The sequence below is a fragment of the Bradyrhizobium sp. HKCCYLS2038 genome, from assembly GCF_051167655.1.
Lineage (GTDB): Bacteria > Pseudomonadota > Alphaproteobacteria > Rhizobiales > Xanthobacteraceae > Bradyrhizobium.
Map to the genome: position 1 here is coordinate 488,301 of NZ_JBNPTM010000001.1, position 18,677 is coordinate 506,977.

At 64.6% G+C, this 18,677-nt stretch carries 22 protein-coding genes; 13 read left to right on the forward strand and 9 right to left on the reverse strand.

All coding sequences use genetic code 11. The features are described 5' to 3' along the window. Positions 1-90: 90 nt before the first annotated feature. Both ACQR1I_RS02155 and ACQR1I_RS02160 read left to right on the forward strand, forming a co-directional pair. Positions 91-1,338 (forward strand): acyl-CoA dehydrogenase, encoded by a 1,248-nt coding sequence (locus ACQR1I_RS02155; RefSeq protein ID WP_434865535.1) that lies wholly within the window; start codon positions 91-93, stop codon positions 1,336-1,338. 186 nt (positions 1,339-1,524) lie between these two features. Next, entirely contained in the window at positions 1,525-2,172 is a 648-nt protein-coding gene (locus tag ACQR1I_RS02160; RefSeq protein WP_434865894.1) for a nitroreductase, read from the forward strand. Positions 2,173-2,854: 682 nt separating this feature from the next. Here ACQR1I_RS02160 and ACQR1I_RS02165 read toward each other — a convergent pair. From ACQR1I_RS02165 to ACQR1I_RS02180, 4 genes are all read right to left on the reverse strand, one after another. Further along, the gene (locus ACQR1I_RS02165; protein WP_434865895.1) at positions 2,855-3,538 is read right to left on the reverse strand and encodes an acyl-homoserine-lactone synthase; all 684 of its coding nucleotides are present in this window, start codon (positions 3,536-3,538) and stop codon (positions 2,855-2,857) included. An 82-nt stretch (positions 3,539-3,620) separates the two neighbouring features. Next, the gene (locus ACQR1I_RS02170) at positions 3,621-4,352 is read right to left on the reverse strand and encodes a helix-turn-helix transcriptional regulator (protein ID WP_434865896.1); all 732 of its coding nucleotides are present in this window, start codon (positions 4,350-4,352) and stop codon (positions 3,621-3,623) included. Between the two features lie 157 nt (positions 4,353-4,509). Next, a complete protein-coding gene (locus ACQR1I_RS02175; RefSeq protein ID WP_434865536.1) occupies positions 4,510-5,304 on the reverse strand; it encodes an enoyl-CoA hydratase/isomerase family protein in 795 nt (264 codons plus the stop codon). After that, positions 5,301-6,416, reverse strand: coding sequence for a cyclic nucleotide-gated ion channel (locus ACQR1I_RS02180; protein WP_434865537.1), 1,116 nt, complete (start codon positions 6,414-6,416; stop codon positions 5,301-5,303). The genes ACQR1I_RS02175 and ACQR1I_RS02180 overlap by 4 nt, the downstream gene beginning before the upstream one ends. 277 nt (positions 6,417-6,693) lie before the next feature. Here ACQR1I_RS02180 and ACQR1I_RS02185 point away from each other — a divergent pair, with 277 nt between their 5' ends. The 4 genes from ACQR1I_RS02185 (at position 6,694) to ACQR1I_RS02200 (ending at position 9,393) form a co-directional block, all read left to right on the forward strand. Beyond that, on the forward strand, positions 6,694-7,359 hold the full coding sequence (locus ACQR1I_RS02185) for a Crp/Fnr family transcriptional regulator (RefSeq protein WP_434865538.1): 666 nt from the start codon (positions 6,694-6,696) through the stop codon (positions 7,357-7,359). A 19-nt stretch (positions 7,360-7,378) separates the two neighbouring features. Further along, entirely contained in the window at positions 7,379-8,260 is an 882-nt protein-coding gene (locus ACQR1I_RS02190) for a DUF6537 domain-containing protein (RefSeq protein ID WP_434865897.1), read from the forward strand. Between the two features lie 269 nt (positions 8,261-8,529). After that, positions 8,530-8,880, forward strand: coding sequence for a DUF3307 domain-containing protein (locus ACQR1I_RS02195; protein ID WP_434865898.1), 351 nt, complete (start codon positions 8,530-8,532; stop codon positions 8,878-8,880). Positions 8,881-9,000: 120 nt separating this feature from the next. Beyond that, entirely contained in the window at positions 9,001-9,393 is a 393-nt protein-coding gene (locus ACQR1I_RS02200; protein WP_434865539.1) for a hypothetical protein, read from the forward strand. A 10-nt stretch (positions 9,394-9,403) separates the two neighbouring features. Here ACQR1I_RS02200 and ACQR1I_RS02205 read toward each other — a convergent pair whose 3' ends face one another. Further along, positions 9,404-9,724, reverse strand: coding sequence for a YkgJ family cysteine cluster protein (locus ACQR1I_RS02205; RefSeq protein WP_434865540.1), 321 nt, complete (start codon positions 9,722-9,724; stop codon positions 9,404-9,406). Beyond that, positions 9,717-10,415 carry a helix-turn-helix transcriptional regulator gene (locus tag ACQR1I_RS02210; RefSeq protein ID WP_434865541.1) on the reverse strand — a complete coding sequence of 233 codons (699 nt, stop codon included), beginning with the start codon at positions 10,413-10,415 and terminating at the stop codon, positions 9,717-9,719. The genes ACQR1I_RS02205 and ACQR1I_RS02210 overlap by 8 nt, the downstream gene beginning before the upstream one ends. A gap of 95 nt (positions 10,416-10,510) precedes the next feature. Between ACQR1I_RS02210 and ACQR1I_RS02215 the strand changes: the two genes are divergently transcribed. Continuing rightward, the gene (locus tag ACQR1I_RS02215) at positions 10,511-10,636 is read left to right on the forward strand and encodes a hypothetical protein (RefSeq protein ID WP_434865542.1); all 126 of its coding nucleotides are present in this window, start codon (positions 10,511-10,513) and stop codon (positions 10,634-10,636) included. Continuing rightward, complete coding sequence (locus ACQR1I_RS02220; protein ID WP_434865543.1) at positions 10,633-11,361, forward strand: glutathione S-transferase family protein; 729 nt, start codon at positions 10,633-10,635, stop codon at positions 11,359-11,361. Before ACQR1I_RS02215 ends, ACQR1I_RS02220 begins: the two co-directional genes overlap by 4 nt. Position 11,362: 1 nt before the next feature. Here the strand turns inward: ACQR1I_RS02220 and ACQR1I_RS02225 are convergent, their stop codons facing one another. Continuing rightward, positions 11,363-11,995 (reverse strand): pyridoxamine 5'-phosphate oxidase family protein, encoded by a 633-nt coding sequence (locus ACQR1I_RS02225; protein ID WP_434865544.1) that lies wholly within the window; start codon positions 11,993-11,995, stop codon positions 11,363-11,365. Positions 11,996-12,117: 122 nt separating this feature from the next. Between ACQR1I_RS02225 and ACQR1I_RS02230 the strand changes: the two genes are divergently transcribed. Then, on the forward strand, positions 12,118-13,002 hold the full coding sequence (locus ACQR1I_RS02230) for a LysR family transcriptional regulator (RefSeq protein WP_434865545.1): 885 nt from the start codon (positions 12,118-12,120) through the stop codon (positions 13,000-13,002). A 13-nt stretch (positions 13,003-13,015) separates the two neighbouring features. Here ACQR1I_RS02230 and ACQR1I_RS02235 read toward each other — a convergent pair whose 3' ends face one another. Continuing rightward, positions 13,016-13,429, reverse strand: a complete 414-nt coding sequence (locus ACQR1I_RS02235) for a PaaI family thioesterase (RefSeq protein ID WP_434865546.1) — start codon at positions 13,427-13,429, stop codon at positions 13,016-13,018. A 410-nt stretch (positions 13,430-13,839) separates the two neighbouring features. Between ACQR1I_RS02235 and ACQR1I_RS02240 the strand changes: the two genes are divergently transcribed. The 4 genes from ACQR1I_RS02240 to ACQR1I_RS02255 all read left to right on the forward strand — a co-directional run bounded on the left by ACQR1I_RS02240 (position 13,840) and on the right by ACQR1I_RS02255 (position 17,352). Next, positions 13,840-14,859 (forward strand): TRAP transporter substrate-binding protein, encoded by a 1,020-nt coding sequence (locus ACQR1I_RS02240; RefSeq protein WP_434865547.1) that lies wholly within the window; start codon positions 13,840-13,842, stop codon positions 14,857-14,859. Between the two features lie 181 nt (positions 14,860-15,040). After that, on the forward strand, positions 15,041-15,550 hold the full coding sequence (locus tag ACQR1I_RS02245; RefSeq protein WP_315722155.1) for a TRAP transporter small permease: 510 nt from the start codon (positions 15,041-15,043) through the stop codon (positions 15,548-15,550). Positions 15,551-15,556: 6 nt separating this feature from the next. After that, positions 15,557-16,873 carry a TRAP transporter large permease gene (locus ACQR1I_RS02250; protein ID WP_434865548.1) on the forward strand — a complete coding sequence of 439 codons (1,317 nt, stop codon included), beginning with the start codon at positions 15,557-15,559 and terminating at the stop codon, positions 16,871-16,873. Further along, on the forward strand, positions 16,873-17,352 hold the full coding sequence (locus ACQR1I_RS02255) for a DUF3237 domain-containing protein (protein WP_434865549.1): 480 nt from the start codon (positions 16,873-16,875) through the stop codon (positions 17,350-17,352). Before ACQR1I_RS02250 ends, ACQR1I_RS02255 begins: the two co-directional genes overlap by 1 nt. 392 nt (positions 17,353-17,744) lie before the next feature. On the opposite strand, the gene ACQR1I_RS02260 is transcribed toward ACQR1I_RS02255, so the two are convergent. Further along, positions 17,745-18,071 (reverse strand): hypothetical protein, encoded by a 327-nt coding sequence (locus tag ACQR1I_RS02260; protein ID WP_434865550.1) that lies wholly within the window; start codon positions 18,069-18,071, stop codon positions 17,745-17,747. Positions 18,072-18,677: the final 606 nt, after the last annotated feature.

The window sequence follows — 18,677 nt, forward strand, 5'->3', positions numbered from 1 at the left end:
GTAACCCGCCGTGGACCACGCGACGTCAATCAAGTGGCGGGTTACGCCTTCGGCTAACCCGCCCTACGTAGATCAAGTGAGGGCTAGGGCATGAACTTCGACGACACCCCTGAGGAAGCCGCCTTTCGCGAGACCGCGCGCGCCTGGATCGCCGCCAATGCGCCGAAGGAGCTGGAGGAGGAGCTTGCGAGCTCCTCGCTCGGGCGCATCCGGCTGAAGCATGCCGACATCGTCGAGGTCGGCAAGGCCTGGCAGAAGAAGAAGTCCGACGCCGGCTGGAGCTGCCTGCACTGGCCGAAGGAGTACGGCGGCCGCGGCGCGACGCCGATCGAGCGCGTGATCTGGCAGCAGGAAGAGGGCGTCTACGGCAAGCTGACGCAGCCGTTCCAGATCGGCGAGGGCATGTGCGGTCCGACGGTGATGGCCTATGGCAGCGAGGAGCACAAGCGGCGCTATCTGCCGAAGCTCGCTGCGGGCGAGGAGATCTGGTGCCAGCTGTTCTCCGAGCCGGCCGGCGGCTCTGATGTCGCGGGCCTGCGCACCCGCGCCGAGAAGCGCGGTGACGACTGGGTGATCAACGGCCAGAAGATCTGGACGTCGGGCGCGCACTACTCCGACTACGGCCTCCTGATCACACGCACCGATCCGAACGTGCCGAAGCACAAGGGTCTGACGATGTTCTTCCTGGACATGAAGAGTCCTGGTGTCGAAGTTCGTCCGATCAAGCAGGCCAACGGCATGCAGGAGTTCAACGAGGTCTATTTCACGGATGTCGTCATCCCGGACTCGCAGCGCCTCGGCGCGGTCGGCGACGGCTGGAACGTGTCGCTGACGACGTTGATGAACGAGCGCATGTCGATCGGCGCGCGGCTCGCCACCGGTTTTCCGGAGATGTTCGAGTTCTGCGCGAACCTGATGACCGACAACGGGCTTGCGATCGACGATCGCGCCACGCGCTCCAAGCTGGCGTCGTGGGCGGTCAAGGCCAGCGGCCTGAAGTACACCAGCTACCGCGCGATCTCGGCGCTATCCAAGGGCGAGCGTCCCGGGCCGGAGAACTCGATCGGCAAGCTGGTCGCCGGCGTGATGCTGCAGGACATCGCGACCTACGCGATGGACCTCGAAGGCGGCGCCGGCGTGCTCACCGGTGCGGACGAAGGCATGACGGGGGGACAGTTCCAGCAGATGCTGCTGACCTCGCCCTCGATGCGCATCGCCGGCGGCACCGACGAGATCCTGCGCAACATCATCGCCGAGCGCGTCCTCGGCCTGCCCGGTGATATCAGGGTCGACAAGGATGTGCCGTTCAACAAGGTCCCGACCAAGGGACGTAGCTAACCCTCATCCTGAGGAGCTGCGCAGCAGCGTCTCGAAGGATGAGGCCCGTCTGGGGCCTCATGGTTCGAGACGGCGCTGCGCGCCTCCTCACCATGAGGTGTGAGATCGGTCGAGACGAGAGCCAATCGCATGGAAGCAAAAGCCGTGTCCGCCAACACAGACCCCATCACCATTCTCGAAGAGTTGATGGCCGCACGTTTCTCGTGCCGCAGCTTCCGCGCCGATCCCGTGCCGCGCGCGACCATCGAGCGTATTCTATCAGCTGCGCAGAAGACAGCGTCGTGGTGCAACAGCCAACCTTGGCGCGTCGAGATCACGAGCGGCCCGGCCACCGAAGCGTTCCGCAAGATGATGTACGCCGCCGCATCGGGCGGCAAGCCGGCGTCGGGCGACTTCCCGTTTCCGCGCGAATACAAGGGCGTCTATCTGGAGCGGCGGCGCGAGAGCGGCTTCCAGCTCTATAACGCGCTTGGCATCGAACGTGGCGACAAGGCCGGCTACGCCAGGCAGGCGCTGGAGAACTACAATCTGTTCGGCGCGCCGCACGTGGCAATCATCCATAGCGACGAGGCGCTTGGCACCTATGGCGCGATCGACTGCGGCGGCTACGTCACGAGCTTCATGCTGGCGGCGCAGGCGCTCGGTGTGGCCACGGTGCCGCAGGCCGCTCTCGCGTTTCATTCCGACCTGGTGCGGCAGCACTTCGGTCTCGGTGACGATCGCAGGATCGTGTGCGGCATTTCGTTCGGCTATCCCGACCTCGACCACAAGGCCAACTCCTACCGGACCAGCCGTGCGCAGCTGGCCGATACGGTGCGCTTCGTCGAGGAATGAGCAGGTTGGCGATTGGCCGAGACAGCGAAGTCTTGCGCGGCCTGACTCCGCGTCGTGTGGCTCTCGGCGCATGGCGCAGATCGTTCCACCAAGCCACTGTTGCAGACGTATTCGCTGCGTCGATCGGCGTTGCGCAGCGATGCCATGTGTCGAAAATTTATTAAAAAATGTTGCCAGGATGCTTGCCGTGGACTCCGCAAGCATTCCTCGTTCGCGGCGAATTCGATGCGGCCTTGCACGCTAGCTGCGTTCGCGGCCTCGCAAAGGCAAACCTATTCGGTTCTGAAATCAAAGCCTTGCTGGCACTCTCGGCGCGGAACCTCGCGAGCGCCTGCTCGACGCTGCGCCGCGACGTGCCGGAAAAATCCCTAGTGGCTGCTGTCGCTCGCCTTGGGCGCACACTTTTCCTTGAGCTCGTGAGCTTCGAGCAATGATATTGACAAAATCCTTTCCAACATTTTGAGTTGCATCGCGCGAGCGTCCACGATGCAGAATTGCAGACGCTCGATGATCTTCTCGATTGAAGGTTCAGTCACGGTTCAAAAACCTGAAGTGTCAGCGATGGATTCCTTGAACATGCCGTCCAACCTCTATGCCCTGGAGGTGGATGAGGCGACGCTCCTGGGTCACCGCCTCCTGAAGGCGTTCCACCGAATGAGGCTGACGCGGCACCGTGAGCAGCTCATTGCGCTGGCTGAACGGCTGGTGGAAGATGAAGAAAGATTTCCGGCAGGGCCAGGCGGCTGACATCTTCGAGCCCCTGCCAAGTCAACGTCGGTCGCGTCAGGCCGATCTGTTTGCATAGCGACTGCCACGTGGTTTCGTCACAATCCACCAGAACGGCCATCACCGACATTCCGTCCATCAGATGAGGCACGCCCAGCGGCCGCGCCTTCCAGCCGCACTTTTCAAACCGCGGCAGCCACCAGCTTTCGAGCACGATGGAGAACCCGGTCAGGCCGATCGAGATGCCGTATTCCATGATCGCGGTCAGCAGCAGCATGTCGATGCGCGGACCCGCATGCTCGCCGCGGCGCTCGGGGATTACGAAGATGCGTGACAGCTCGTAGACATCCGGGCGTTGGATCGGGCCGCGCAGATTCAGATAGGGAAAGATGTCGCTCATCAAAGTCGGCATCAGCGTCGGCACCGCGCGCATCGAGCCGATCAGCTGGCCCTTGTCGATGCAGAACAGATAGACCGAATCCTCGGTGTCGAACTGGTCGATCTCGCGTCCGTCGGGGCGATCGAGGGCCATCCATTTGCGCTGCTTGACGTAGATGTCGTGGCGCAGTCGGTAATAAGGATCAAAATATTTTTCGTAGAGCGCGCGATTATCTTTTCGAACGACATGAATCTCAGGCATCGAAACCCCCGGTCGTCTGAAGCAATATGGGGCTTGCAGATTGCCGATGTGGTTCGATTGATCCAGTGGCAAAAACGCCAGATCAGATCGTGATCTCACCGTTGACAAGAGCGGTCGCAACCGTCGCCGTCTTGTTCTTGGTTTCCAGCTTGCGCTGAGCCTCCTCGAGATGCCAACGCACGTTGCGTTCGGACACGCCGAGAATGCGCGCCGTCTCCCACGCCGTCTTGCCGCGTGCCGCCCAACTCAGCACCTCGGCTTCGATGCGCGACAGGCGACGGTTCTGGCCGGTCGCCGCACGCGCCAACGCGCGCAGCCGCTGATGCGTGAACATGCTGATGAGGTGCAGCGCGCCGCGCGCATCGGTCGCGAGGTTGGGCTGCTCGCCTGCCAGGCTGACTGCACCCACCGCGTCGTCGTAATGGATCGGAACGCAGAAGCCTTCGTTCAATCCGAAGTCGCGTGCGCGCGTCATCACCTTGTGTGCGCCCGGCTCGTCCTGGCGGTCATACGGCGCTTCCGACCACAAGAATGGATTCAAGGTCGACAGGCAGTGACGGGGGATTGGATCGAAGCGATGAAACTGCTCCCGCGCGTACATGTCGAACCATTCCGGCGGCCAGCCATTGGCCAGGATGGTTTGCTGCAGCGATTGACCCGCGGTCGGCACGCCAGCCATGATGTAGGCGTGGAAGCCGAGGTCGCCGATCACCTTCTCGAATTGGGAGAGCACGCTGGCGCTGGTCTTCGACGCCTCGATCGCGTCGACATAGTCCAGAGCCCGCCGACCCCAATACGCGTCTATCACTTGCATGTGAAAGTCTCCGCCCAAGTCCAAGCTAGCCATGGACAAAAGGCTGTCAACCGCAAATTGGAGCTTTACGTCGATAGTTCGCTGAGCGTGTGTCAGCACACCGGCTGCATACAGCACGATGCATGCAAAACATGTTGGTCCGAGATGCGCATTGCGCTCAGAATTTCGGCGTTCGCTTTTCTGCAAACGATTTCATGCCTTCTCCGATCTCTGTTCCGACCAGGCTGTCCTGATGCCTGCGACGGGCCGCCGCATCGTCGAGCGTCCCGCGCGCAAATTCGTTGATGGCCCGCTTCATGCCGCGCATGGCAACCGGCGCGTTGCCAGCCAGCAGCGCTGCTAATCGATCGACCTCGGTATCGAGGGCGTCGGCGGCCACCATCCCGGTGAGATAGCCGATGCGCAGCATCTCCGCGGCGCCGATCTTCTCGGCCGTCAGGAACAGCCGCTTGGCATTGTCGAGCCCGAGCCGCGAGACGTAGCGCTTGATGCCATTGGGGTAGTAGTGCAGGCCGAGCCGAGCGGCGGGCATGAACATCTCGGCCGTATCGATGCCGATGCGGAAGTCGCAGGCCAGCGCCAGGTCGGTGGAGCCGCCATAGACGCCGCCATTGATACGGCAGATCGTCGGCAGCGACAGATCCTCCAGCCGGTCGGCGACCGCTTCGAAGGACGGGCCCGCGCCGCCGGCCGGGCTGGTCTCGGCGCCGCCGATCGACCCGAGGTCGTAGCCGGCGCTGAAGGCGCGCCCGGTTCCGGTCAGGACGAGCACGCGCAGGCTCTCATCCGCTTCGATGCGATCAAACAATGCGATGAGCACACCGAGATCTTCCGCCTGCAGACGGTTGAGATGACGGGGACGGTTGAGCCGGATGGTGGCGCGCGGTCCGTCGATGGTCAGAACCGGCGTGCTGGGCGCATCCTCGACTGCCGAGGTGGGTCCGTCGGTCATGTCCTGTTCTCCATTGCGCGGCGTTGGGCTTCGGCGTCGATGCTCTGCACCAGATCCGGATGGCGCGCCATCAGCACGCGGAAATCGACGAGGTCGAGAACCAGCAGCTTAGACAACTGGATGGTGCTGATATTGGCGGAGCGCAGGTTGTTTCCAAGCAGGGCCATTTCGCCGAAGAATGCGCCTTCGCCCAGCCGGATCTTCTTGCCTGGGAGATCCACCTCGACCTCGCCGGCGGCGATGAAGTACATGCAGTCGCCCGGGTCGCCCTTGCGGATGACGGTCGTGCGTGGCGGCAGGTCGATCGTGCGCAGCATCTGCGTGACGTCGGCGATGGTCGATGGACCGAGGCTGGCGAAGAACGGCACCCGGCTGACCGACTCCCAGGTCTTGAGGAAATTGTCGCGGCGGGTCTCGGCCGCGAAGCCGGTTGCGAGAATGCCGGTCCAGAGACCGAACACGCCGAGGCCGGAGATCATCACGGCGGCCGCGACCAGGCGGCCGAGCGGCGTGATCGGCACCACGTCGCCATAGCCGGTGGTGGTCAGCGTCACCACCGCCCACCACAGCGCCGAGGGAATGGTGCCGAAGGTCGCCGGCTGCTCGTCGTGCTCTAGCGAATATTCGGCGACGGAGCCGAGAAACAGCACCATCAGGAACAGCGCGAGCACCGAGAGCAGCGAGCGCGACTCGACCACCATCACGCGCCGCAACTGCCGCAGCCCGGGGATGCCTGGAATCACCTTGCCGACCCAGGTGACCGCAAGCAGCCATGCCGCACGCGGCGGCACGCCGGCGACAAGCGCAGCCGGCACGGCGAGCGCTGACACCGTGTCCAGCAGGCCGCGGCCCGACAGCAGGTAGTTTGCGGCACGGCCAAGCCGCGCGGCCTTGTGAACCCGGGCCAGCCATTGGGCGACAAAAAAAGCAAGACATCCCCACAGCAGGGCGATGATCCCGCGGCCGGCCACCTCGTAGGCCGAGTCCATCGTCAGCAGGACCATGGCGGCCATGCCGAGCGCAACGGCCAGGTAGGTGGCCCGGGTCAAATTGCGCCCGGCCGTTGCCGCCAGGAATGCCCCCAGGGCAGGGAAGTGCTGCGGTTTGGCCATGGAAGGCGGGGGCCTGTCGCTGATCGAAAGCTGGAGGGATGTCGGCGCAAAGTGCCCCGAGCGGGGAAGGCCCGTCAACGATGCCGGGCGACCGAATGGGCGTCATCGGCCCGGTGCAGGACCGGGCTTGCGGGAATTTTTTGTCTCCAGGTCGATTACCGGTTCAAACGTCGTCTGTTCGCCGTATATCAGAAGTGGGCATGGACACATAAACTAGCCATGAGAGGCCGGAACAAGGCATTCGGCCCTCCTGCATTTAAGAGTCTGGTTGATCCCGATGGATACCTCTCACCTGGTCGAACATGCAGGCGCCGCCGGCAGCCTCTTCGCGTCGATCTTCGTGGTCGCTACGTTGTCGATGCGGACGATGATCCCGCTCCGGATCTTCGCGATCCTCACCAATATCGTGCTGATCGCCACCGCGGTGCCGGTGCACAACTATCCGGTGCTGGTGCTGCACGGTGTGCTGCTGCCGCTCAACAGCTATCGCCTGCACCAGATGCTGCAGCTGGTTCGCGACGTGAAGCAGTCGGTCAACAGCGACCTGTCGATGGAGTGGCTGAAGCCGTTCATGACCGAGCGCAAATGCGGCGCCGGCGAGGTCCTGTTCTACAAGGACGAGAAGGCCGACAGCATGTACTACATCGTCAGCGGTCGTTTTCGCCTGGTGGAATCCGGTATCGAGCTGCCGGTCGGGGCGATCGTGGGCGAGTTCGGCATGATCTCGCCGTCCAATACCCGCACCCAGACCCTGGAATGTGTCGAGGGAGGGCTGATCCTGTCGGTGTCCTACGACCAGGTCGAGCAGCTCTACGTCCAGAATCCCGCCTTCGCGTTCTACTTCCTGCGCCTTGCCAGCGCCCGGCTGTTCCAGAACATCGAAACGCTCGAGCGGCGGCTGGCGCAGCAGACCGCCGCCGCGCCCGTCGCCAAATCGGCGTGATCCGGGGGGCCTGGAGCACGTGGAAAGCGTCCGGTCCTCGCTTCGCTACCTGTTCGCCGACTTCATCGGCGACCACGAGGGTGATCCGCCCTTTCTGCCCGAGCGCCTGCCGGAGGCCGCCGTCCCGGTGGTGAGCGATGGCATTCATCTGCTGATGGAGTATCAGGGCGCGACCTACGCGCAGCTCTATGTCGATCGCATCAAGCGGTTCGTGCGCAGATCGGACGTCGATGCCGCCATGCTCTGCGAGATCGCGCAGCACCTTGCCGAGCGCATGGCCTATGAGGACCTGATCCGGATCGCGCAGCTGCGATTGATGAGCCTGGAGAGAGGGCGCAGGCCGGGCGGGCGGGAGACCGACGACGTCAGGCGGTTTCGCCTCGACGAACTGCTCGGCGCCCTGCCGCAGGCGGTCGCCGATTCTATGTCGACGGGCTTCGAGCAGATCGGCTGGCTCGGCCGGCGCCGGATCAAGGTCCGCTTCTCGGTCCGGTCGCGGTTTGCGGTGCGCCGCCTCAAGCTGATGGCTGGCCTGCGGCGGTGGCGGCTGCAGTCGGTTCGCTATGTCGAGGAACGGGCCTGGGCCGAACGGTGGCTGCACATGATCGCGCGCGCGCTCGACAAGCAGCCGGCTGCGGCACACGCCGTGATCGCGACGGCGACGATGATCCAGGGACAGGGCGATGCCTACCGGCAGGGGCTGGCGGATTGGCACGCCATCATTAACGGCTTGGCCAAGCCGACCTTCGACGGCGTGCTGCCGATTCGCGATCTCGCCGCCGTCATTGCCGAAGCCCGTGCCGTCGCGCTGGCGGAACCCGGCCAGGGGGCGTTGACGCGGTGCATTGCGGAGATCCGCGCACGGGCGACGGCGACACCGAGGACCAACGCGGCCGAATGATTTTCGCGGCAATGCGGTAGGTAACCTTACCTGCCCGGAAAGTCCGGGCAGGGGTAGCAGAGTGCGATGCGTGGTTCCCTTTCGCGTGCAATTCGCTATCGGAGATGTCATAAACGTCGCATACGCGTCGAATTGGCCGGGTATTCTCATCAGATTGCGCTGAACGCCTTCAGTTCCCGGTGCGTCCAAGGGTTAGTGTAGCGAGAGCGTCAGCTTTGTCTTTTCCCGCTTTGTCGTCGCAGGTCCCGGTTGGTGCGCTGGTCGGCTGGATGCTGCTGCTCACCTTCAAGCACGTCATTGCCGACTTCGTCCTGCAGAACGCCTGGATGGCCTATGGCAAGGACCAGCGGAAGGGCTGGGCGTTGCCGCTGCTGGTGCACTGCCTGATCCATCTCGCCGTGGCGATGGTGCTGATCCTGATCGTCGCGCCGAAGTTCTGGTTCGTCGCCGTGATCGACTTCGCCATCCACATCACCATCGACCGGCTCAAGGGCATCTGCTCGTCGCGATTCGGGGTGACTCTCGAGCATCCCTGGTTCTGGACCCTGATTGGCGTCGACCAGGCGCTGCATCATCTCACTGGCTTCGCGCTCTCGATCTTCATGGCGGCCAACGGCTGACGGACGGCGAGCCGAGCCGGGCCTCCGGCGGCTGTCTGCGCCGGCTATGCCCGCTCTCGAACATGGTTAACCCCGCGTTAGCGATTTGCGTTGCATCCTTCATGCAAGAGGATTCAACCAATGCTTCCAAGCCGAAGTGCCTTCGACAGCGATGCCTGCCCGGTCGGCGACGAGCTTCTCGGCGCGCTGTATCGTGCGGACGAGAACGGGCTGCCTGCGCTGGTCGAGACCGTGTCGGCGGACGTCCGGGCCATGCTGGCGCTGTTCTGCTACCGCCGCACCCATCTGCATGCGCTCGCGCTGGCGATCGCATCGAGCTGCAGCGAGCAGGATCTTCAGCAGTTCGGCGGACGGGTCGGCATGGTGCTCTACGCGCAGTCGCGCAGCAGCAAGAGCGGGCGGGGCAGTCCGCAGACCACCCGGAAGCCGATCTCGCTGTCGACCTCGCCGTTGTCGGTGATGACCCCGCTCGACGACGACCTCGACGACGAGCTCGTGCCGGTGAGCGCCTGAGCGACCTCGCTCAGCTCAGCGCGGGCAGACCGAATTTGCGGCGTGCCATCCGGCATTCATCGTCACCCGGCATGCAGGTCCGACACACCTCGGGGCGGATGGCGTAGATCCGGCAGGCGACGCTGCGGGCGATCTCGCCGTCGAGCGCGCAGCAGCGGTCGCCCTCGCAGCGCATGCCCGACAGCCTGTCGTTCACCAGCTCCGGCGGGATGAGGTCCAGCGCCTCATCCTCCTCGATCGTGAAGCGCGGCCAGTTCGACGAATAGGCGCAGCAGGCCCCGCAGCTTTGACAGGGGCTGCTGTCAGTCGCGTCGGACATCGGTTCAGACATCTTTGGGAACCTCCCACACCAGGCTCCGTCGCCACTTCGCCCGCAACGCCTCGCGCCGTTCGGGATATTTGTCGTCGAGATAGGTCGCCTCGACGACGCGATCCGTCCTGAAGCTGCGGAAGTCGCGGCGCAATTCGCACCAGGCGGCGAGGATGCGCACCGCGTCGTGATAGCCGATCGCGATCGGCCAGATCACGCGCTCACTGTCGCGGCCCTGCTCGTCGCGATAGCGCAAGCGGATCTTGCGTCCCTCATGGATCTGCGAGCGCGTGCGCGACATGTCGATGCGGTCGGGCTCGCGCGTCCAGGGCCGTGGCGCGCGGCTCGCCGGCTCCAGCACGAACGGCCTCAAGCGCTCCGGCACCGTGTCGGCGATCTTGGCCATCAGATCCTCGGCGGCGCGCGCGAGCACCGGGTCGGCATTGACCGACACCCATTGCGCGCCGAGCACGGCAGCCTCGATCTCGTCCGGCGTCAGCATCAAGGGCGGCAGATCGAAACCCTTTTCGAGGATGTAGCCCATGCCGGCCTCGCCGCGAATCGGCACGCGCTGGCCGATCAGCGTGGCGATGTCGCGATAGATCGTGCGCTTCGACGTTTCGAGCTCGGCCGCGATCGCGTCCGCCGTCAGCGGCCGCCGCGTGCGTCGGAGCACCTGGATGATCTGGAACAGCCGGTCGGCGCGTCTCATGGTGTGTCCTGCGGAAGCGATCACCCCGCCGATGCTGACAGGATGCTGGCAGCAGCCCGTCCTTATACCGGGCCAACAACGAGAATGAAGGGGTGATGTCGATGATGATGCTTTATGGCCTGGGCCTGGCCACCACGCTATTGCCGCTGCTGACAGCATGGTGGCAGCAGCATGTTCGTAGCGTCCGGCGCCTGCTCAGGAAGTCGGGAGTGCTGTCATGATCACATTGTTCGGTTTGGGCGCGGGCTTCGGCCTGCCGGAGATCAGCCCCTTCGTCACCAAGACGGAGGTGCAGCTGAAGATGGCGGGTCTTCCCTATCGGAAGCAGCGGGCGATGCCGCCCGCTTCGCCCAAGGGGCAACTGCCTTTCATCGACGACGACGGCGCGCTGATCGCGGATTCGACCTTCATCCGCGCCCATGTCGAACGCCGCTACGGCTACGATTTCGATGCCGGGCTCGATCTGCGGGCGCGGGCGCAGGCCTGGGCGTTCGAGCGCATGGTCGAGCACCATCTGTATTTTGCACTGGTCGGCGCACGCTGGGTCGATCCGGTCAACTTCGCCAAGGGGCCGGCGCACTTCTTCGACGGCGTGCCGGCCGACCGCCGCGAGAAGCTGCGCGAGGACGCGCAGTTCCGCGTCGCCGAGAACTATCTGATCTCCGGCCTCGGCCGCCACGCGCCCGACGAGGACGTCGACCTCGCGGCGCGCTCGCTGCGAGCGCTGTCGGTGCAGCTCGGCGAGCGGCCGTATCTGATGGGCGATCGCCCCTGCGGCACCGACGCGACGGCGTTTGCCGTCATCGCCGGCATCCTCACACCGTTCTTCGACTCCGAACTGCGCCGGCGCACCGAGGGATTTGGCAATCTCGTCGCCTACGCCGAGCGCATGATGGCGCAGTATTATCCGGAGTTCGACTGGAGCCGGGCGGCCGAGGCTGCGTGAGCTAGACCGACGGTGTCGACTGGCCCTTCAACCGGGCCAGCTCGGCTTCGAGTTCAGCAATGCGTGCATCGCGCACCGCGAGCGCTTCCGCGACGTCGGCGGCGTCGAACTTCTGCGGAATGTGCTGCGGGCAGTTGGTGTCCCAAGCCTCGATCGTGAACAGGATCACCTGCTCGGGCCGTGCCTTGTAGCCCTTGGGCATCAAGGACTGCAGCAGCGCGGGATCATCCTCCACCACCTTGGCCGTGCCCCAGATCTTCACCCGGCGGCGATGCGCATAGTCCATCACGAAGATGTAGGCGCGCGGATTCTCCGCCAGATTGCCCTGGGTGATGTACTGCTTGTTGCCGCTGTAGTCGGCAAAGGCCAGCGTGCGGCTGTCGAGCACCTTGAGAAAACCCTTCGGCCCGCCGCGATGCTGGATGTAGGGCTGGCCGTCGGCCGAGGCGGTGGCGAGGTAGAAGCTGGTGGCCGCGTCGACGCGGGCGACGAGATCGGCATCGACGTCGTGGCGAAAGCCGCGGGTCTGCTCGACATGCGCATAGCTCTCGCGTGATCCCTTGTGCGCCTGGATCGCTCTCACCGCCGGGGAGAACATGACCTCGCCTGGCGCTCGGATGGTGGTCTGGGTCATCGCAACGACTCCTTGGTCTCTGCGGCTGTGATCGCCGCCGTTCCAGCCAATATGACCTCGATCGGCATCTGAAATAATCAGGACGATTGACACTGGATCGTTGCAAATGTTGCAATGATGCGATGGACCGTATCGACGCCATGCAGGCCTTCGTCACCGTCGCCGAGCTGAGGGGCTTCGCTCCGGCGGCGCGTCGGCTCAAACTGTCGCCGTCGGCGGTGACGCGCCTGGTCGCCGCGCTCGAGGAGCATCTCGGCGTGCGGCTGCTGCAGCGCACGACCCGCTCGGTGACGCTGACCGATTCCGGGCGGCGCTATCTCGAGCGCGCCCGCCGCATCCTGGCCGATCTGGCGGAGGCGGAGCTCGCCGCCGAGAGCGAGCGGCTGCAGCCCGCCGGGCGTCTCGTGGTCTCCGCGCCGGTCGGTTTCGGCCGGCTGCATGTCGGCCCGGTGATGTCGGATTATTTGAGCCGCTATCCCGACGTCTCGGCCGAGCTGCGCCTCGAGGACCGCCAGATCAATCTGGTGGAGGACGGCGTCGACTGTGCCGTGCGGATCGGCCATCTCGACGATTCCTCGCTGGTTGCCCGTCAGGTCGGCAGCATGCGGCGAATCGTCGTCGGCGCGCCCGCCTACTTCAAGGCGCATGGCGAGCCGCGGGCACCGGAGGCGCTGGCGAAGCACCAGACCATCCTGTTCGGTTCGGCGGACGAATGGCGCTTCGTGACCGACGGAAGCGAGCTGCGCGTCACGGTCAGTGCCAGGTTCGTCACCAACAATGCCGACGCCGCGATCCAATATGCGGAAGCTGGCGGCGGGGTGACGCGGGTGCTGGCCTATCAGGCAGCCGACGCGCTGCGTGCCGGCCGGCTGAAGCGCGTGCTGGCCAAACACGAGCCGCCGCCGGCGCCGATCCACATCGTGTTTCCAAGCTCGCGCCTGCTATCCGCCAAGGTTCGCGCGTTCGTCGATCTGGTCACCGAAACCTGCGACTGGCGCTTCGGCTGAGCCCGTTCGCCGGTCACTCCTTCCTGGGCACGACGTGGAACGTCGCGTTCGCGCGCGCGATGACGAGGTCGTCGGCGCGCACCAGGCAATGCGCGAACGACACCGTCCGCCCGCTCTTGATGACGTCGCTCTCGACGCTGAGCCACTGTCCGATGCCGGCGCTGCCGATATAGTCGACCGCGAGATTGATCGTCACCAGCGACGCCTCCCAGCCCAGCGCCTGGGCGCAGCTGTAGCCCATCGCATTGTCGGCCAGCGATGCGATCAGGCCGCCATGGATCAGCCCGCGCGAATTGGTGTGCGGGGTCGCGAGCCGCAGGCCGAGGATGACCGCCTTGTCCGTTGTCTTCGCGAACAGCGGCTCCCAGGGATCCGTGAACGGGCTCTTGCGAAAATGCGGTTCGAATCCGGCCGGAATGCTGCTCATGCGCGTCTCGATCGTTGCTGATGATGTCTGCAGTGAACGACGTCCGCGCGCGTTTTGCACCGCCTACAAAGTTTCAAACGGGTTTTGCGCGCGCGTTTGAAACGCCGCGCGTCCGCTCCGGCGGACGGGCTCGGACGCCGTCCGGTCCGGCGCTGCGGCAATTTCGTGGTGTGCCGCTGCCGCCGCGCAATTTCGGGTGCACGGGAGATCCTTAACGTGTTAATGAAATCGCCTGCGCCTGCGACTTTCGTTTGCCAGACGTTCGCCGGACTTGCGCTGGCCGAAGCGATAGGCTCCGCTGGGCGCGTGCACCGGTGGCCTGCCTGCCGCCGCGCTTGCAATGATGGTTATATGCTATAACAATGAAGCAAAGGGCCCTCGAAGGCCCACCATGGAAGGAGACGATGCCGATGAGGAAGACGCTTCTGGCGTTGGCGCTGGCTGCCGGTGTGACCACCCCCGCGCTCGCGCAGGACAAGACGTTCGATCTGAAGATCTCGCACTGGGTCCCCGCCAGCCATCCGCTGCAGAAGGCGCTGGAGGATTGGGCCGCGTCGGTCGAGAAGGCCTCGGGCGGCACCATCAAGGGCAAGGTGTTCCCGGCGCAGCAGCTCGGCAAGGCGTTCGACCATTACGACATGGCGCGCGACGGCATCGCCGACGTCACCTACGTCAATCCCGGCTATCAGCCCGGCCGCTTCCCGATCATCGGCGCCGGCGAGCTGCCGTTCCTGATCTCCGACGCCAAGGGCGGCTCGGAAGGCCTCGACGCCTGGTATCGGAAGTATGCCGAGAAGGAGATGAAGGACGTCAAATACTGCCTCGCCTTCGTCCACACGCCTTCCGCCTTCCATACGCGCACCAAGAAGGTCGTGATGCCCGAGGACGTCAAGGGCATGAAGATCCGCCCAGCGGATGCGACCATCGCCAATTTTGTCACCCTGCTCGGCGGCACCAACGTGCAGTCGTCGGCGCCCGAGGTGCGTGACATCATCGAGCGCGGCGTCGCCGACGGCGTCACCTTCCCGGCCGGCTCGCTGGTGCTGTTCGGTGTCGACAAGGTCACGAAGTACCACATGGACGCGCCGTTCTACGTGACGACCTTCGTGTTCGTGATGAACAAGGACAAGTATAACCAGATGTCGGCGATGCAGAAGAAGGCGATCGACGACAACTGCAACACGGAAGCTGCCGGCAAGGTCGGCGAGCCCTGGGGCAAGTTCGAGGACGCCGGCGTCGACAAGATCAAGGCGGAAGCCGGCCAGGAGGTCTACAAGCTGACGCCTGAGCAGAGCGCCGCCTGGAAGAAGGCCTCCGAGCCGCTGTTCAAGACCTGGGCCGACGGCGTCAAGAAGACCGGCATCGACGCCGACGCCGCCATGACCGAACTGAAGGCCTCGCTCGCCAAGTACAACGCGCTGGCGCAGTAAGTCTTCTCATACTCAAACTGTTGCGCGGCGGACGATGCGCCCCCTCTCCCCGTTCTTCACGGGGAGAGGGTCGGGGTGAGGGGCCGCCGCACGGTTGGTGTTTGCCGTTACGCAACAGCTCGCTCCCGATCTTCAATCTCTACGCCAGGCCTTTTGACAAGCCTTTTGACACGGGGACGCCATGCAGCGCGCCTTCATGGACCGGATCATCGATGGGATCGAGTGGATCGCCGCGTTCTTCGTCGGCATCGTCGCGCTCGACATCTTCCTGTCGGTGTTGCTCCGCAACACGCTGAACTACGCGATCCCGGATTCGTTCGACATCGGGCGCATGCTGCTCGGCATCCTGATCTTCTGGGGCATTGCCGCGACATCGTATCGCGGCACCCACATCACCGTGGACCTGATCTGGGGCAATGTCGGCCCGCGCTACCAGCGCTGGATCGACATCTTCGCCACCCTGGTGCTGCTGTTCGTCGTCACGGTGCAGACCTGGACCCTGTTCGACAAGGTGCGCGGCACCTATGAGGACAACGTCCTCACCTACGATCTGCACATGCCGACTTGGCCGTTCTTCGCCATCGCCTGGATCGGCGACGTCTCAGCCGTGCTGTTGATCGCCATCAGAACCTATCGCCTGATCTTCCATCCCGAGGAGATTCATGACCCTCACGTCAAGCCCACGGAGTAGCGCCGCATGAGCACGGATGCGGTTGCCGTCATCGGCTTCGTTGCGCTGTTCGCGCTGATGCTGCTGCGCGTGCCCGTCGGCATGGCGATGGGGCTCGTCGGCGTGTCCGGCTTCGCCTATCTCGTCAACGGCACGGCGGCGCTGAAGCTGGTCGGCCAGACCTCGATGCGCACGGTCACCGACTACACCTTCGGCGTGATCCCGATGTTCCTCTTGATGGGGACGTTCGTCTCCAACTCCGGCATGAGCCGCGAGCTGTTCCGCGCCGCCAACGGCTTCGTCGGCCATCTGCGCGGCGGCCTCGGCATCGCCACCGTCGCCGCCTGCGGCGGCTTCGCCGCGATCTGCGGCTCGTCGGTGGCGACCGCCGCGACGTTCTCGGCGGTGGCCTATCCCGAGATGCGCCGCTTCGGCTATCCGCAATCCTTCGCCACCGGCGTCATCGCGGCCGGCGGCACGCTCGGCGCGATGCTGCCGCCGTCGACCGTGCTCGCGGTCTACGGCATCATCACCGAGCAGGACATCGGAAAGCTGTTCATCGCCGGCATCATCCCCGGCCTGCTGGCGATGACCATGTACATGATCACCATCACGGTGATCGGCAAGGTCAGGCCGGACTTCCTGCCGAAGGGCGAGGCGCCGCCGTGGTCCGAGCGCATCAAGGGCCTCAAGGGCATCTGGGCGCCGATGCTGCTGTTCCTGTTCGTGATCGGCGGCCTCTACGGCCTTCCCTTCCTGCCGCGCTTCACGCCGACGGAGGCCGGCGGCGTCGGCGCGACCGGCGCGTTCCTGATCGGCGTATTCACCGGACGGCTGAACAAGGAGAAGATCCTGGCCTCGCTGCTGCAGGCGACGCGCACGGCGGCCGCTGTGTTCACTGTGCTGATCGGCGCGCTGATCTTCGGCTACTTCCTGACGGTGACGCAGACGCCGCAGAAGGTGACGGAATTCCTCACCGGCCTCGGCCTCGGCCCCTACGGCGTGCTGGCGCTGATCATGGTGATGTATCTCGTGCTCGGTTGCCTGATGGACGCCATGGCGATGATCATCCTCACCGTGCCGATCATCTTCCCGGTGATCTCGCATCTCGGCTTCGATCCGATCTGGTTCGGCGTCATCATCGTGATGACCGTCGAGCTCGGCCTGATCCATCCGCCGGTCGGCATGAACGTGTTCGTGATCAAATCCGTGGTGAAGGACGTGTCGTTCTCCACCATCTTCAAGGGCGTGCTTCCGTTCGTAGCCACCGACCTGATCCGCCTGGTGATCCTGATCGCCTTCCCGCTGCTCGCCACGTGGCTTCCCCAACAGATGGCCCGCTGATGACCGCACCCGCTCTCGAGACCCGCTACGTCTTCACTCTCACTGTCTCGATCGGCGATGTGACGAGTGCCGGCGAGACCGGCATCGGCGTGCGCCGGATCATTCCGATCCATGGCGGCGAGGTGAAGGGCCCCGGCCGCAACGGCGAAGGCGTCAGCGGCAAGATCTGCAATTTCGGCGCCGACTTCCAGATCATCCGGCCCAGCGAGCTGATCGAGCTCGAAGCCAAATACGCCTTCGAGACCGACGACGGCGCCACCATCTACGTCGAGAACCGCGGCATCCGCTTCGGGCCGATCGACCTCCTGCAGAAGCTGAAGCGCGGCGAGCCCGTCGATCCCAAGCTGATCTACTTCCGCACCCATCCCCGTTTCGAGACCGGCCACGAGAAGTATCGCTGGCTGATGGAGCACGTCTTCGTCGGCTCCGCCGCCCGCCACGCCGACCGCGTTATCATCGACGTGCACATGGTGCTGTAGGCCGGGGTGCTTCCCCACCCACCGCTGTCGTCCCTGCGAACGCAGGGACCCATACCGCGGAATCTCTCGGTGAGGCACAACTCCCAGTCATCGTCCCATCAGGGCCGGTGGCTATGGGTCCCTGTGCGTTCGCAGGGACGACAGCGGAGTGTGCGGATCCGCTGGTGGCCGCTCTTCCCTCCGGGCTGTCCCCATGAGGATTCGGCACTCTTGCGACGAGCAATCCTGCTACTGAGTTACTCCGTCATGGCCGGGCTTGTCCCGGCCATCCACGTCGTTCGGCATGCTGAGAAAGACGTGGATGCCCGGGACAAGCCCGGGCATGACGGAGTCTCAAGCTGGCAGACGGGTTGATGTGCAAACCGTCGCTCGAAGGCCGCTGAGACGGACAATTAATCCTCGTCGTCCCAACCCGAAACCCGGCCATAGCCGCCGTGGTCGCAATTGCGGTGGCGGTGGACCGGCACGTAGCGGTAGCCCTCATAGCCGTAGCCGTCATACGCCGCGTCGCGATAGTGCGACCGATAGACCGGCGCGGGCTCATAGGCTTGCGCTTCCGACGCGATGGCGCCGCCGACGAGCGCGCCGACCAAAAGACCTCCGATCAGCGCCGCATTGCGCCCATCATGCGCCTGAGCCGGCGCCGCGCCGGCGAGCAGGGTGGCGGTCACGGCAATTGCGGCGATGCCGCCAGCGAGAGACGTCTTCAGCGAAACCATGGTCCCCTCCATTGGGAAGTGTGGTGACGGTGATGGTCTACATGGTGGGCTTTGAAGCCGTGCTGAACGGGCCGTTGTCGACCGTTCACTTGGGCGACCGGCCTGGCCGAGGATGAGCGCCTGTGCGTGTGGCACCCCCACCCCCGACCCCTCCCCGCAGCCACAATCGCTGCGCGATTGCGGCCGGGGGAGGGGAGTGCACCGGTGTCGGGGCGATATTTGTATTTCCGTAATTAAGAAATATATTGCGATTTATCAGAATTCATGATTGTATCCCCGCATCCCGTCCCAAGCCGAGGGGCGTAGCGCGCGATCGTCACGACACGCGGGGCGGGGAGCGGTGGCCGCGATCATGCCGCAGCGTGAGCCTTGCTTGCGCGGACGAACGGCGTAGCGCGGACGCGAAGTCGTGTGGTTCTGACCTCCCGGTGCCGAGGTCAAGCGGACGTCCGCGCGGATGCGCGGCGTCGGCGACGGGGTCAATCAGCCGGTCCCCGGGGAGAGCACGAAAGAAGCGTGAAGACCATCGCGCAGGGAAGGCCGGGTGATTCCGGCTGGACCTGTGGTTCTGCCGCCTGAATTTTTTTCAGCAGGCGGGCCGCAGGC

What these genes read in the sequence shown, in the direction of transcription:
- ACQR1I_RS02155 (WP_434865535.1), top strand. Translation starts at nt 91, where the DNA reads ATGAACTTCGACGACACCCCTGAGGAAGCCGCCTTTCGCGAGACCGCG.
- ACQR1I_RS02160 (WP_434865894.1), top strand. Translation starts at nt 1,525, where the DNA reads ATGGCCGCACGTTTCTCGTGCCGCAGCTTCCGCGCCGATCCCGTGCCG.
- ACQR1I_RS02165 (WP_434865895.1), bottom strand. Translation starts at nt 3,538, where the DNA reads ATGCCTGAGATTCATGTCGTTCGAAAAGATAATCGCGCGCTCTACGAA.
- ACQR1I_RS02170 (WP_434865896.1), bottom strand. Translation starts at nt 4,352, where the DNA reads ATGCAAGTGATAGACGCGTATTGGGGTCGGCGGGCTCTGGACTATGTC.
- ACQR1I_RS02175 (WP_434865536.1), bottom strand. Translation starts at nt 5,304, where the DNA reads ATGACCGACGGACCCACCTCGGCAGTCGAGGATGCGCCCAGCACGCCG.
- ACQR1I_RS02180 (WP_434865537.1), bottom strand. Translation starts at nt 6,416, where the DNA reads ATGGCCAAACCGCAGCACTTCCCTGCCCTGGGGGCATTCCTGGCGGCA.
- ACQR1I_RS02185 (WP_434865538.1), top strand. Translation starts at nt 6,694, where the DNA reads ATGGATACCTCTCACCTGGTCGAACATGCAGGCGCCGCCGGCAGCCTC.
- ACQR1I_RS02195 (WP_434865898.1), top strand. Translation starts at nt 8,530, where the DNA reads ATGCTGCTGCTCACCTTCAAGCACGTCATTGCCGACTTCGTCCTGCAG.
- ACQR1I_RS02200 (WP_434865539.1), top strand. Translation starts at nt 9,001, where the DNA reads ATGCTTCCAAGCCGAAGTGCCTTCGACAGCGATGCCTGCCCGGTCGGC.
- ACQR1I_RS02205 (WP_434865540.1), bottom strand. Translation starts at nt 9,724, where the DNA reads ATGTCTGAACCGATGTCCGACGCGACTGACAGCAGCCCCTGTCAAAGC.
- ACQR1I_RS02210 (WP_434865541.1), bottom strand. Translation starts at nt 10,415, where the DNA reads ATGAGACGCGCCGACCGGCTGTTCCAGATCATCCAGGTGCTCCGACGC.
- ACQR1I_RS02215 (WP_434865542.1), top strand. Translation starts at nt 10,511, where the DNA reads ATGTCGATGATGATGCTTTATGGCCTGGGCCTGGCCACCACGCTATTG.
- ACQR1I_RS02220 (WP_434865543.1), top strand. Translation starts at nt 10,633, where the DNA reads ATGATCACATTGTTCGGTTTGGGCGCGGGCTTCGGCCTGCCGGAGATC.
- ACQR1I_RS02225 (WP_434865544.1), bottom strand. Translation starts at nt 11,995, where the DNA reads ATGACCCAGACCACCATCCGAGCGCCAGGCGAGGTCATGTTCTCCCCG.
- ACQR1I_RS02230 (WP_434865545.1), top strand. Translation starts at nt 12,118, where the DNA reads ATGGACCGTATCGACGCCATGCAGGCCTTCGTCACCGTCGCCGAGCTG.
- ACQR1I_RS02235 (WP_434865546.1), bottom strand. Translation starts at nt 13,429, where the DNA reads ATGAGCAGCATTCCGGCCGGATTCGAACCGCATTTTCGCAAGAGCCCG.
- ACQR1I_RS02240 (WP_434865547.1), top strand. Translation starts at nt 13,840, where the DNA reads ATGAGGAAGACGCTTCTGGCGTTGGCGCTGGCTGCCGGTGTGACCACC.
- ACQR1I_RS02245 (WP_315722155.1), top strand. Translation starts at nt 15,041, where the DNA reads ATGCAGCGCGCCTTCATGGACCGGATCATCGATGGGATCGAGTGGATC.
- ACQR1I_RS02250 (WP_434865548.1), top strand. Translation starts at nt 15,557, where the DNA reads ATGAGCACGGATGCGGTTGCCGTCATCGGCTTCGTTGCGCTGTTCGCG.
- ACQR1I_RS02255 (WP_434865549.1), top strand. Translation starts at nt 16,873, where the DNA reads ATGACCGCACCCGCTCTCGAGACCCGCTACGTCTTCACTCTCACTGTC.
- ACQR1I_RS02260 (WP_434865550.1), bottom strand. Translation starts at nt 18,071, where the DNA reads ATGGTTTCGCTGAAGACGTCTCTCGCTGGCGGCATCGCCGCAATTGCC.